The organism is Micromonospora sp. NPDC048986, assembly GCF_040649335.1.
In the GTDB taxonomy this organism is placed as follows: Bacteria; Actinomycetota; Actinomycetes; order Mycobacteriales; family Micromonosporaceae; genus Micromonospora; species Micromonospora alfalfae.
This window is the reverse complement of the sequence record NZ_JBEZFJ010000004.1, coordinates 297,730-310,121: the sequence shown is the minus strand read 5'-3', so window position 1 is coordinate 310,121 and position 12,392 is coordinate 297,730. Positions and strand designations below refer to the sequence as shown.

Below are 12,392 nucleotides of genomic sequence, written 5' to 3'. Positions count from 1 at the left end.
GTCGGGGGCGGTCGGTAGGGTGCACGGCGTGCCGGACCATGCCGAACCGCCCCAGACCAGTCCGCCGGGCACCGCCGAGGCGCCCGCCGCCCGCCGGGCGTCCCGACGCCCTGTCAAGGCGGTGCTCTTCGACTTCCACGGCACCCTGGCCCAGGTGGAGGACCCCCAGCGGTGGGTGCTGCAGGCCGCGGCGGCGTGCGGCGTCACGCTGGACCGGGTCCGCGCCACCTCGCTGGCCGACCGACTGCTGACCGCCGGCCGCGCCGGTGGGCCACTGCCGGCACGGGTGCCGCCCCGACTCGCCGAGCTGTGGGCCGACCGGGACCTCTACCAACACGCCCACCGGGGCGCGTACACCGGGCTGGCCGAGACCGTCGACGCCGGCATCGACGGCTTCGCCGACGCGCTCTACGAACGGCTGTTGACCACCGACGGCTGGCTGCCGTACGCCGACACCGCGCCCACGCTGACCGCGCTGCGCGACGCCGGGGTGCCGGTGGCGGTGGTCAGCAACATCGGCTTCGACCTGCGGCCACACTTCGACGCCTGGGGGCTGACCGACCTGGTCGGCGCGTTCGTGCTCTCGTACGAGGTGGGGCGCTGCAAACCCGACCCGGCGATCTTCTGGCGTGCCTGCGGCATGCTCGGCGTCGACCCGGAGCAGACACTGATGGTCGGCGACACCCCGGCGGACGCGGGCGCGGTGGCCGCGGGCTGCTCGGTACTGGTGCTACCGGCAGCCGAGCCGGGCCGGGAGAACGGGCTGGGCGCGGCGCTCGACCTCGCACTGCCGTCCTGAGCGGGCCTGCTGTGCCGTCAGTCGGGAATACGGATCACCGGTAGCTCCACGCAGCGCCACCCCGGATACCACAGTTCCGAGCGGCGCACACCGCCGCTCGGTGTCCCCCCAACCGCGGCAGGGGCCGCCTGCGACACACCCGGTCCCTCTCGCCACCAGCCGCCTCACAGGGCTCGCCTTTCGGCAGGTGGACACCGCCGGACGGTAGCCGGAGCGGACCGCCTACCGTCGTGCCCGTGACCGAGATCCTGCTGCCCACGCCATCGCCGGCCGACACGCCACCGGCCCGGCGCGGCGGCGTCGCCGCCGTGGGACTGGTGCTCGGCGGTGCCCTGTCGGTGCAGTTCGGGTCCGCCGTGGCCGCGTTGCTCTTCCCGCGCACCGGGGTGGCCGGCGCGGTGACCCTGCGGCTGACCATCTCCGCGGTGCTGCTGCTCGTCGTGTGCCGGCCCCGACTGCGCGGACACGACCGGTCGGCCTGGCTCGCGGCCGGCGCGTTCGGGCTGGCGCTGGCCGGCATGAACTCGCTGTTCTACCAGGCCATCGAACGCATCCCGCTGGGGCCGGCGGTGACGCTCGAGGTGCTCGGCCCGTTGGCGCTGTCGGTGTTCTCCGCCCGCCGGCTGGCCAGTTGGGGCTGGGCGGGTCTCGCACTGGCCGGGGTGGCGCTGCTCGGGCAGGGCGGCTTCGACCGGCTGAACCCGGTCGGGGTGGCCTTCGCCTTCGGCGCGGGCGCCATGTGGGCCGCGTACATAGTGCTGAGCGCCCGGGTCGGCGGCCGCTTCCCCGGCGCGGACGGGCTGGCCCTGGCACTGGCCGTCGCCGCGCTGGCCACCCTGCCGCTGGGCATCGTCGACGGCGGCGCCGCGCTGCTCGACCCGCAGGTGCTGGCGCTCGGCGCCGCCCTCGCGGTGCTCGCCTCCGGGCTGCCCTACACCCTGGAACTGCTGGCGCTACGGCGGATGCCCACCGCCACCTTCGCGGTGCTGATGAGCCTCGGCCCGGCCGTCGCCACGCTCGCCGGGTGGCTGGTGCTGCGGCAGGCGCTGACAGTGCTGGAATGCGCCGCCATCGTGCTGGTCATCGCCGCCAGCATCGGCGCGGTACGGGTCAACGCAGCAGCCGCACGGCGCCCGGAACCGCGCTGATCGTCACCGGCAGCCGCAGGGAGCGTTCCCCGTCGGCGTACGAGGTGATGCCCTCGGCTGCCAACTCCACTGTGCGGGCCCGGAAACTGCGCACCAGCGGGTGGCTGACGTGGGTGCCCTGGTAGATGCGGGGCTTCACCCGGACCAGGGTCCGCCGGTTGACCCGACCCGCCACGACCACGTCGAGCAGTCCGTCGGTCGGGTCCGCGTCGGGGCAGATCCGCATCCCACCGCCGTACGTGGGGCAGTTGCCCACCGCCACGAGCACCGCGTCCAGCTCGTGTGGCACCCCGTCGAGGCGCAGCGTGTAACGGCGTGGCCGCAGCCGGGCCAGCTCGACCAGGATCGCCAGGTCGTATCGGCGCGGGCCGCGGGGCCAGCGCATCCGGTTGGCCCGCTCGTTGACGATCGCGTCGAACCCGGCCGCGAGGACCGCGCCGTACCAGCGCTCGACACCGTCGACCCCGACCATCCGGGCCAGGTCGACAGGTTGGCTGCGCCCGTCACGCACCGCCTCGGCGATCACCGCCGCCGCGGCGACGGGGTCGGCCGGGAAGCCGGTGTCCAGGGCGAAGTCGTTGCCGGTGCCGGCCGGGATCGGGCCGAACGGCACGGCGGTCCCGGCGACCGCCTGCAACGCCCGGTGCACGGTGCCGTCCCCACCGACCGCCACCAACGCGCCAGCGCCGTCGGCGACGGCGGCCCGACACACCGCCTCCGCCTCGGCGGGGCTGGACGCCGGCAGCAACCGGACCGGCCGCCCGGCGGCGGCCAAGCCGTCCAGCAGCCGGGGCAGCAACGCCCGGTGCCGTCCACGACCGGCGCTCGGGTTGGCGAGCACGGCGACCGGGCCGGGCAGGTGATCGTCTGCGGTCACGGGCAGCACCGTACCGGTCGTACACCCGTCGTTCGCCAGGGGCAGCCGCCGTCACCAACAGTTCCGCCGCCGACGCGGGAGGTGACGCGACGACGCCGCCCCCGAAACACGGGGACGGCGTCGGTGGACCGGTCGGCGCGGAGCCGTCAGGTCATGTCGTCGTAGCGGCGTTCGATCGGCGCCGGTTTGGCGATCGGCTCGGGTTCGCCGATCGGCGCTGCCGAGTCGACCCGCTGCCCGGCCACTACCGGGTCCGCGTCGAACTCCAACGGCGACACCTCGTCGTCGTCGATGCCGGCATAAATCTCCTTGCCCCGCCCACGCCGCTTGTCGTTGAGGAAGGCGATGCCCACCGCGCCGAAGTAGAGCGCCGACAGGCAGATGGCCAGGGCCGTCATCCCGAACGGGTCCGGGGTTGGGGTGACCACTGCGGAGAAGGCGAAGAACACGAAGATCGCCACGCGCCACCAGCTGAGCAGCCGCTTCGCGCTGGCGATGCCCACGAAGTTGAGCATCAGCACGACGAGCGGGAACTCGAAGGCCACGCCGAACAACAGGATCAGGTTGGTGACGAAGGAGATGTACTTGGTGATCTCCAAGGTCGTGCTGATCTCGCTGTCCGAGATGCTGAGTAGGAACTCCAGGCCCTTGGACGTGACGAAGTACGCCAGTACCGCACCGGCCGCGAACAGCGGCGCGGCGAGCGCGGTGAAGAAGTACGCGTAGCGCCGCTCGTGCCGGTGCAGGCCAGGCGCGATGAACGCCCAGAGCTGGTACAGCCAGATCGGCGCGGCCACAATCAACCCGACCCAGAGCGCGACCTTCAGGTTGAGCAGGAACAGGTCGGCCGGGCCGAGCTGCACGAACTCGCACTTGCCGTCGACATATCGGGCCTGCGGCAGGTCACAGTAGGGCTGCTGGAGCAGGTGCAGCACCGGCTCGGCCAACCAGAAACCGAAGCCGAACCCGATGAGGATCGCCACGGACGCGCGGAACAGACGGTTGCGCAGCTCGCGGACGTGCTCGATGAGCGTCATCGAGCCGTCGGCGGCCCGTTCGAAGGTGCTCGTGCCGCGTTTACGCAGTGCGAAGGCCACGGGAGTGGGGCCCTTCGGTCAGTTGTCGCGGACGCGGTGCACCGGGTCGACGACCGGCTGCTGCGGCGGGGCCTGCTGGTACGGGGCCTGCTGCGGCTGGCCGGCGTACGGCGCCTGCTGCCCGGCGTGCGGCGGCAGCGGCTGGTAGCCGGCCTGCGCGTCAGCCTTCTCGGCGAGGTCGCGGTCGTCGTCCTGCAGGCTCTTGGTCTCGGCCTTGATGATCCGCAGCGACCGACCCAGCGACCGGGCCGCGTCGGGGAGCCGCTTCGCACCGAAGAGCAGGATCAGCACAACCACGAGAACAGCGATGTGCCACGGCTTGAGGGCACCCATGAGAAGCTCCAGTCGCTCTGTGTCCGGGGGGTGGTACGCAGCCCATCGTACGTGCGGATCGGCTGCCCGCCACCCACTGGGTGGTGGTGGTCCGGGCGGGAGGGTGAAGTCTTGACCAACCCGCGATGATCCGTCAACCACCGCCGGGTGCGTACTCGATCAGCCGCGCTTGGCCTTGATGACCGCGAGTCGCTGGGATGCGGTGTCGAGCCGACGTTGGACGTCCTCGGCACGCTGTTGCAGCGCCTCGGCGGTTTCCCGCAGCGCCTCGGCCTCGACGGCCCGCCGCTGCAACGCCACCGCGGCGCGGCGCAGTCGGGGCAGCCGGGCCAGCAGCGGGCGCACTGCCAACGCGAGCGCCACGAGGGGTAGCAGCACCACCGCGAGCACGATCCAGATCAGCACGGCGGTCAGCCTACTGGGTGCGGCCGGCCACCGCCCTGTCACCCGACGGCGCGCGCTCCGCGTCGTCCTCGGGCGGCCGGGGCACGGCCGCGGGCGTGGGCACTGCGTACGCGTCCAGTGCGGCGGCCGCCGTCCCCCGCACCTGCTCGGCCAACGCGACCGGGGCGACCACACTCACCTCCGGGCCGAGGCCGAGCACGAACCGGCGGGCCCACCCCAGGTCGGTGACCCGCAGGGAGACGAGCCACTGGTCGCCGTCGCCGGCCTCCACCCGCTCGCACGGGTAGTACTCGGTGATCCACCGCTCGCCCCGGCCGATGCGCAAGGTGATCAACGGCAGGTCGGCCGAGGGGCGGAACACGCCCTCGGTGAGGTCGTGCGGGACTGCCTGCGGCGGCACAGTGGCCGGCTCGTCCAACTCGGTGACCGCGTCGATCCGGTCGGCGCGGAACAGCCGGACGGCCTCCGCACGCCGACACCACGCCTCCACGTACGCCCGGCCGCCGACCATCAGCATCCGCAGCGGGTCGACGACGCGCTCGGTGGTCTCGTCCCGGGCCGCCGTGTAGTAGGTGATCCGCAGTGCCTTGCCGCCCTCCACCGCGGCGCGCAGCGCCTCGACCCGCCCGGTGTCCCCTGGCAACCGGACCGCCACCGGCGCGCCCACCAGGTCGCCCGCAGCCTCGATCTTGGCGAGGGCCCGTTCGACGGCCTCCCGGTTGGCCACCCCGGGCGTCTCGGCCAGCATCCGCAGCGCCACCACCAGTGCGAGGGCCTCGTCTGGGGTCAGCCGCAACGGTCGGTCGATGCCGGCGTCGTAGGTGATGGTCACCCGGTCACCGTCGAACGCCATGTCGATCAGGTCACCGGGGCCGTACCCGGGCAGCCCGCACACCCAGAGCAGCTCCAGGTCCTCCCGGAGCTGGCGTTCGGTGACGCCCAGGTCACCGGCCGCCTCGGCGATCTCGATGCCGGGCCGGGCCAGCAGGTAGGGCACCAGGTTGAGCAGTCGGGCCAGCCGGTCGGCGGACGCGCGGGAACCGTTGCGGGCGGCCGGGCGGGTCACCTGGCGCCTCCGCTGACGGCCAGCTCGTCGTGGCGCACGGCGATCTCCTTGAGTCGTTGGATGACCGCCTCGCGGACCTCCGGTGGGTCGAGGACCCGCACGTCCGGGCCGTAGCCGACGAGATGGCCGGCCAGCCCGTCCGGGTCGGCGTACGGCAGCACCAGCCGGTCGCCGTCCGGCCCGGCGGTCACCTGCACCGCCCAACGGCGCAGCCCGGCGGCCCGCCCCGGCGCGGCCAGCACCGTGGCCCGACCGGTGCGTTCCACCGGACCGGACCAGCGGGCCACGTGGCTGATCAGGTCGACGTTTGCCGGCGGCTCGTAGGCGCCGGGAGAGCCGGTCACCCGGACCGCGCCGACGACCCGGGACAACCGGAAGCAGCGGGTCGCCTCCCGGTCCTGGTCGTGGCCGACCACATACCACCGACCGCGCCAGCAGACCACGCCCCACGGTTGCAGCCGCCTCCGGGTGGGCGCGTCGCGGTCGGGCACCCGGTAGTCGAACCCCACCTCGCGGCGGTCCCGGGCGGCGGCGGTCAGCGGCGCGAACGCCGGGTCGACAGTGACCATCGGCTCCAGGCCGAGGGTCGCCTGCGGGTCCACGTCCACACCGGCGGCACGCAGCTTGGCCAGCCCCGACGACGCGGCGGCGGCCAACCCGGCGTGCTGCCACAGCCGGGCGGCGATGCCGACCGCGGCGGCTTCGTCCGGTTCGAGGAGGATGTCGGGCAGCGCGTATTCGCGGTGGGCGATCCGGTAGCCGGGCTCGGCGTCGAAGGCGCTCGCCGTGCCCGTCTCCAATGGCACACCCAGCTCGCGCAGCTCAGCCTTGTCCCGTTCGAACTTGCGCTGGAACGCCTCGTGGTCGCGCGCGTCGTCCGGATCGTGCTCGTAACCGGGCACTGTCGCGGCAATCTGCGCGGCGGTCAGGAACCGTCGCGTGGACAGAAGGCAGATCACCAGGTTGACCAGGCGTTCGGTGCGGGTCCGCGACACGCGGTAGACGCTAGCAGCCGACCCGCCCAGACCGTGCACCCACGCGGGCGTGCCGCACACTTGTTCGGATCGGGCCTCCCCCCGGCGCGTCGCCGTCCACGGTCATAGGGTGATCCTCATGCCGCAAGCGGACGCCAGGCCCGAGAGCGAGAGCGTCGGCACCGTCGTCGTCGCCGGCACCGCCAACCTCGCGATCGCGATCGCCAAACTGATCGCCGGGCTGATCTCCGGATCAGCCGCGATGCTCTCCGAGGCGGCGCACTCGGTCGCCGACACCACCACCGAGGTGCTGCTCTTCCAGGCGCTGCGCCGCGGCGCCCGTCCGGCCGACCAGCGACACCCCTTCGGGTACGGCAAGGAAAGCTACGTCTGGGCGTTCTTCGCCGCGATGTTCACGTTCGTCGCCGGCGCCGGTTTCGCTGTCACCCACGGCGTCACCACGATCCTGGTGCACGAGCACAGCGGCGACTACCTCATCTCGTACATCGTGCTCGGGGTGTCGTTCGTCATCGAGTCGATCTCACTGGGCCGGGCGGTGCGGCAGGTCCGCCGCGAGTCGCGGCGCTGGCAGACCACGCCTCGGCGGTTTCTGCGGCTGACCGCCGACACCACAGTCAAGGCGGTCTTCCTGGAGGACAGCGCGGCCCTGATCGGTCTGGTGCTGGCCGGGCTCGGCGTCGGCCTGTCGCACGCCACCGGCGACGAGGTGTGGGACGGCGTCGCGTCGATCCTGATCGGGCTCCTGCTGCTGACCGTCGCCGGGATCCTCGCCGGCAACAACCTGTCGCTGCTGGTCGGCCGGGCCGTCCCGGAGCGGCTGCGCCGCGAGATCGAGCAGGAGCTGGCCGGGCTGCCCGAGGTGGAGCGCATCGACACCCTGTTGACCATGCAGCTCGGCCCGCAGGACATCCTCGTCGCCGCGAAGGTCGACTTCCGCGACGAGGCCACCGGCGCGCAGATCGAGGCCACCGCCGACGAGGCCGAACGGCGGCTCACGAACCGATACCCGGAGATCCGCTTCGTCTTCCTCGACCCGACCCGTTCGATGCCGGGCGCCACCGGCACCGCCCGGCACACCCAGGCCGGGCCGAGCCCGGACGCCGGCGGCCCCGAGCCGGCCTGACCCACACCCGGGCGCGGGCCGCCGGGCCTGCGCGGCTAGCGTGCCCGTCATGGTGCGATGGCGTACGGGGACGGTGGCGACGCTGCGACGGCAGTGGACCGGGGCGGTGGAGCTGGACGTCGACCTGCCCGACGGCACGCGGATGCGGGCGCTGGCCTACCCGGAGCTGGTCGGCACGCCCGAGCCCGGTGACCGGGTGCTGCTCAACGCCGGTGCGCTGCTGATGGGATTGGGCACCGGCGGGTACGCCTTGGTGGTCGCACTGCCGGACCGGCTGCCGCCGGACCCACCGGACGTGGCCGACACCCGCGACGCCGGGCACCTGGTCAAGGCCCGCTACACGCCGTTGCAGCCGATCCTGCTCGGCGTCGACGAGGAGGCGTCCCCGCACCGCGACGTGCTGGCCGACGCGGACGACCTGGGCGGCCTGCCGGTGGTCACCGCCGACCTGCACTCGGCGCTCCCGGCGATCCTGGCCGGCATCCGGGCCGACGCCCCGCAGGCGCGGGTGGCGTACCTGCTCACCGACGGCGGGGCGCTGCCCGCCTGGTTCTCCCGCACCCTCGCCGGGCTACGGGCCGAACTGGCCGGCACGGTCACCGTCGGGCAGGCGTTCGGCGGCGACCTGGAGGCCACCACCCTGCACGGAGGCCTGCTCGCGGCCCGGTACGTGCTCCACGCGGACGTGGCGATCGTGGCTCAGGGACCGGGCAACCTGGGCACCGGAACCCGGTGGGGCTTCTCCGGCGTCGCCGTCGGCGAGGCGGTCAACGCGATAGCCACGCTGGGCGGGAAGCCGGTCGGCTCGTTGCGCATCTCCGACGCCGATCCCCGCCCCCGACACCGGGGCGTGTCGCACCACAGCCTCACCGCGTACGGCCGGGTGGCGCTCGCCCCGGCGGAGCTGGTGGTGCCCGAGGACCTTGCGCCGTCCCTCGCGGCCGAGGTGCACACGGCGCTGGCGCCCCTGGCGGCCCGACACCGGATCGTCCGGGTGCTCACCGACGGTCTGGACGCCGCGCTGCGGGCCAGCACCGTACCCCTGTCCACAATGGGCCGTGGCCTCGACGCCGACCACGTGTACTTCCTGGCGGCAGCCGCCGCCGGCCGCCACGCCGCAACCCTCCTCCCCTAACCAACCCCCACCCCCACCCCCCCACCCCCGGTTGATCATGAAGTTATTGCCCGCCGCCTCGGCGTGTCACGGCAATAACTTCATGATCAACGCGCGCTGGGGTGGGGTGGGGCGCTGGGGGGTGGGGCAGGAAGGGTGGGTTAGGCCAGGAAGATCAGGGCTAGCCAGCCGCCGACGATGAGCACCAGGGCCAGGGCCAGCACCCACGTCGGCACTGTGTAGTCACCGCGCCGGTTACGGTCGATCTCGGCGCGGATCTTCTCCCGCCGGCGTTCGACCCAGTTCTGCCGCTCGGTGCCGCGCTCGGAGCGGTCGGAAGGTCCAGAAGTCGTCATGGCGCGCTCAGCTTAACCGCTCGGTGCGCCGGGCTGACCGGCCCCGTCGGCGCAGCGCACCGACGGGGCCGGCAACCGGTCACATGCTGGCGATCAGCCGCTCCACCCGCTCGTCGTACGCTCGGAACGGATCCTTGCAGAGCACTGTGCGCTGCGCCTGGTCGTTGAGCTTCAGGTGCACCCAGTCGACGGTGAAGTCCCGGCGCTTCTCCTGGGCGTGCCGGATGAACTCGCCCCGCAGCCGGGCCCGGGTGGTCTGCGGCGGCGTCTCCTTGGCCTCGAAGATCTCCGGGTCGGTGGCCACCCGGTCGACGTCGCCGCGGCGCTCCAGGAGGCCGTAGAGGCCCCGGCCACGGCGCACGTCGTGATAGGCCAGGTCCATCTGCGCCACCCGCGGGTGCGACAGCGGCAGGTCGTGCTTGCGCTGGTAGCGCTCGATCAGCCGCAGCTTGCTAACCCAGTCGATCTCCCGGGAGACCGGCTCCAGGTCGCCGCTCTCCACCGCGTTGAGCACCCGGCCCCACAGCTCGACGACCCGCTTGGCGGCCTGGTCGCCGCCGCGTCGCTCGACGAACTCGGTGGCCTTGGCGAGGTACTCCTGCTGGATGTCCAGGGCGCTGACCTCCTTGCCGTTGGCCAACCGCACCTTGCGCCGGCCGGTGATGTCGTGCGACACCTCCCGGATGGCCCGGATCGGGTTCTCCAGGGACAGGTCGCGCATCACCACCCCGGCCTCGATCATCCGCAGCACGATGTCGGCGGTGCCGACCTTGAGCAGCGTGGTGACCTCGTTCATGTTGGAGTCGCCGACGATCACGTGCAGCCGCCGGTAGCGCTCGGCGTCAGCGTGCGGCTCGTCGCGGGTGTTGATGATCGGGCGGCTGCGGGTGGTCGCCGAGGAGACGCCCTCCCAGATGTGCTCGGCTCGCTGCGACAGGCAGTAGACAGCGCCGCGCGGTGTTTGCAGGACCTTGCCGGCCCCGCAGATCAACTGCCGGGTGACCAGGAACGGAATGAGCACGTCGGCGAGCCGGCCGAACTCGCCGTGCCGCGAGACCAGGTAGTTCTCGTGGCAGCCGTACGAGTTGCCGGCCGAATCGGTGTTGTTCTTGAACAGGTAGATCTCACCCGCGATGCCCTCGTCGTGCAGTCGCTTCTCCGCGTCGACGAGCAGCCCTTCCAGGATCCGCTCGCCGGCCCGGTCGTGGGCGACGAGATCGGTCACCGAGTCGCACTCCGGCGTCGCGTACTCCGGATGCGACCCGACGTCCAGGTAGAGCCGGGCCCCATTGCGCAGGAAGACATTGCTCGACCGGCCCCAGGACACCACGCGACGGAACAGATACCGCGCGACCTCGTCCGGGGACAGCCGCCGCTGCCCGCGATAGGTGCAGGTGACGCCGTACTCGGTCTCGAGGCCGAAGATTCGCCGCTCCATGGTGTGACATTAGCCGCCCGGGGGCCCGGTTCGTCACTGTCAGACCACAGGTCGTGCCCCGAGCGCTGTCACATACCGGTTGAGTGCGACATTCCGTCCGGACCGAGGCTCGCCACGAACCGCCGGCAGCTGTCGTACTGCGGAAGCAGGCCCCGCTCGCGGGCCTGCGCCAGAGTCGGCGCCGCGTCGTCGCGGGCGGACAGCAGTGGAACGTCGGCGGGCCACTCGATGCCCAACTCCTCGTCCAGCGGATGCACGGCGTGCTCGCCGGTCGGGTTGTAGGTGGCCGAGCAGAGATAGCTCAACGTCGCGTCGTCGGTCAACGCGCAGAACCCGTGCCCCAGCCCCTCGCTGAGGTAGACCGCCCGACGGTCGGTGTCGTCCAGTCGGACGCCCTCCCAACGACCGAAGGTCGGCGAGCCCACCCGCAGGTCCACGATCACGTCGAGGACCGCGCCCCGCACACAGGTGACGTACTTGGCCTGCCCGGGCGGCACGTCGGCGAAGTGAACACCGCGCACCACGCCACGCGCGGAGACCGACAGGTTGGCCTGGGCCAGCCGCAGCGGATGCCCCACCACCTCGGCGAGCTTGTCGAAGCGGTACCACTCCATGAACATGCCGCGCGGGTCACCGTGCTGCTGGGGGGTGATCTCCCAGGCGCCCTCGATGCTCAGCTCCCGGATCTTCACCAGGAACCTCCCTCGTCGCCGGCCTGGTCGTTGAGCAGACCGAGCAGGTAGTTGCCGTAACCGCTCTTGGTCAGCGGCTCGGCGAGCGCGCGCAGCTGCGCGTCGTCGATCAGGCCAGCCCGCCAGGCGACCTCCTCGACGCAACCGATCTTGAGACCCTGCCGCTCCTCGACCACCCGGACGAACTCGGCGGCCTGCATCATCGAGGTGAACGTCCCGGTGTCCAGCCAGGCGGTGCCCCGATCCAGCACCGTCACCGCCAGCTCCCCGGTCTCCCGGTACACCTCGTTGACCGCCGTGATCTCCAGCTCGCCGCGGGCGCTCGGGGTGAGCTTGCGGGCGATGTCCACCACCCGGTTGTCATAGAAGTAGAGGCCGGGCACCGCGTAGCGGGACTTCGGGCGGGCCGGCTTCTCCTCGATCGAGAGCACCCGACCATCGGCGTCGAAGTCGACCACGCCGTACTCCTGCGGGTTAGCCACCTGATAGGCGAAGACCCGCCCACCGACCGGGTCACAGTGGTCGGCGAGCTGCCGACCCAGACCCACACCGTGGAAGATGTTGTCGCCGAGGACCAACGCCACCGACTCGGTGCCGATGAAGTCCGCGCCGAGGATGAACGCCTGCGCGATGCCCTCCGGGCGCTCCTGGCTGACGTACTCCAGCCGCAGCCCGAACTGGCTGCCGTCGCCCAGCAGCCGACGGAACTGGTCCTGGTCCTCCGGAGTCGTGATCACCAGGATCTCCCGGACCCCGGACATCACCAGGGTGGACAGCGGGTAATAGATCATCGGCTTGTCGAAGACCGGCATCAGCTGCTTCGAGACCGCCCGGGTGATCGGCCAGAGCCGGGACCCGGTGCCGCCGGCAAGTAGGATTCCGCGCATCGGGGAAGCCTAGCCGCACCCGGACACGTTGCGCGGGGGTCGGATACCAGGGGGCGCGCCGC

14 protein-coding genes are annotated in these 12,392 nt (G+C 72.3%); 4 read left to right on the top strand and 10 right to left on the bottom strand.

Translation table 11 applies throughout. The features are described 5' to 3' along the window. Nucleotides 1–28: 28 nt before the first annotated feature. Both AB0B94_RS11775 and AB0B94_RS11770 read left to right on the top strand, forming a co-directional pair. Nucleotides 29–799 carry an HAD family hydrolase gene (locus AB0B94_RS11775; protein WP_357272762.1) on the top strand — a complete coding sequence of 257 codons (771 nt, stop codon included), beginning with the start codon at nt 29–31 and terminating at the stop codon, nt 797–799. A gap of 230 nt (nt 800–1,029) precedes the next feature. Beyond that, nucleotides 1,030–1,947: an EamA family transporter gene (locus AB0B94_RS11770; protein ID WP_357272753.1), complete on the top strand. Its 918-nt coding sequence runs from the start codon at nt 1,030–1,032 to the stop codon at nt 1,945–1,947. On the opposite strand, the gene AB0B94_RS11765 is transcribed toward AB0B94_RS11770, so the two are convergent. The 6 genes from AB0B94_RS11765 to AB0B94_RS11740 all read right to left on the bottom strand — a co-directional run bounded on the left by AB0B94_RS11765 (nt 1,910) and on the right by AB0B94_RS11740 (nt 6,720). Continuing rightward, nucleotides 1,910–2,833: a diacylglycerol kinase gene (locus AB0B94_RS11765; protein ID WP_357272746.1), complete on the bottom strand. Its 924-nt coding sequence runs from the start codon at nt 2,831–2,833 to the stop codon at nt 1,910–1,912. The two genes, AB0B94_RS11770 and AB0B94_RS11765, sit on opposite strands and share 38 nt — an antisense overlap. Before the next feature lie 137 nt (nt 2,834–2,970). Then, nucleotides 2,971–3,921: a twin-arginine translocase subunit TatC gene (gene tatC, locus AB0B94_RS11760; RefSeq protein WP_357272738.1), complete on the bottom strand. Its 951-nt coding sequence runs from the start codon at nt 3,919–3,921 to the stop codon at nt 2,971–2,973. A gap of 18 nt (nt 3,922–3,939) precedes the next feature. Continuing rightward, nucleotides 3,940–4,254: a Sec-independent protein translocase subunit TatA gene (tatA, locus tag AB0B94_RS11755; RefSeq protein ID WP_124855346.1), complete on the bottom strand. Its 315-nt coding sequence runs from the start codon at nt 4,252–4,254 to the stop codon at nt 3,940–3,942. 159 nt (nt 4,255–4,413) lie between these two features. Further along, on the bottom strand, nt 4,414–4,659 hold the full coding sequence (locus AB0B94_RS11750; RefSeq protein ID WP_357272719.1) for a hypothetical protein: 246 nt from the start codon (nt 4,657–4,659) through the stop codon (nt 4,414–4,416). Nucleotides 4,660–4,669: 10 nt separating this feature from the next. Continuing rightward, a complete protein-coding gene (locus AB0B94_RS11745; RefSeq protein ID WP_357272711.1) occupies nt 4,670–5,725 on the bottom strand; it encodes a YafY family protein in 1,056 nt (351 codons plus the stop codon). Then, nucleotides 5,722–6,720 (bottom strand): WYL domain-containing protein, encoded by a 999-nt coding sequence (locus tag AB0B94_RS11740; protein ID WP_357272704.1) that lies wholly within the window; start codon nt 6,718–6,720, stop codon nt 5,722–5,724. The genes AB0B94_RS11745 and AB0B94_RS11740 overlap by 4 nt, the downstream gene beginning before the upstream one ends. Nucleotides 6,721–6,838: 118 nt before the next feature. On the opposite strand from AB0B94_RS11740, the gene AB0B94_RS11735 reads away from it, so the two are divergent. Together AB0B94_RS11735 and AB0B94_RS11730 are read left to right on the top strand one after the other, a co-directional pair. Beyond that, complete coding sequence (locus AB0B94_RS11735; protein ID WP_357272693.1) at nt 6,839–7,843, top strand: cation diffusion facilitator family transporter; 1,005 nt, start codon at nt 6,839–6,841, stop codon at nt 7,841–7,843. Between the two features lie 49 nt (nt 7,844–7,892). Further along, nucleotides 7,893–8,978 carry a DUF3866 family protein gene (locus AB0B94_RS11730; protein WP_357272674.1) on the top strand — a complete coding sequence of 362 codons (1,086 nt, stop codon included), beginning with the start codon at nt 7,893–7,895 and terminating at the stop codon, nt 8,976–8,978. A 140-nt stretch (nt 8,979–9,118) separates the two neighbouring features. Here the strand turns inward: AB0B94_RS11730 and AB0B94_RS11725 are convergent, their stop codons facing one another. The 4 genes from AB0B94_RS11725 to rfbA form a co-directional block, all read right to left on the bottom strand. After that, on the bottom strand, nt 9,119–9,313 hold the full coding sequence (locus AB0B94_RS11725) for a hypothetical protein (RefSeq protein ID WP_238672306.1): 195 nt from the start codon (nt 9,311–9,313) through the stop codon (nt 9,119–9,121). Nucleotides 9,314–9,392: 79 nt separating this feature from the next. Then, the gene (gene pafA, locus AB0B94_RS11720; RefSeq protein WP_210781723.1) at nt 9,393–10,751 is read right to left on the bottom strand and encodes a Pup--protein ligase; all 1,359 of its coding nucleotides are present in this window, start codon (nt 10,749–10,751) and stop codon (nt 9,393–9,395) included. A 68-nt stretch (nt 10,752–10,819) separates the two neighbouring features. Beyond that, on the bottom strand, nt 10,820–11,443 hold the full coding sequence (rfbC, locus tag AB0B94_RS11715; protein WP_357272657.1) for a dTDP-4-dehydrorhamnose 3,5-epimerase: 624 nt from the start codon (nt 11,441–11,443) through the stop codon (nt 10,820–10,822). Beyond that, nucleotides 11,440–12,330: a glucose-1-phosphate thymidylyltransferase RfbA gene (gene rfbA, locus AB0B94_RS11710; protein WP_357272647.1), complete on the bottom strand. Its 891-nt coding sequence runs from the start codon at nt 12,328–12,330 to the stop codon at nt 11,440–11,442. Before rfbA ends, rfbC begins: the two co-directional genes overlap by 4 nt. Nucleotides 12,331–12,392 lie beyond the last annotated feature (62 nt).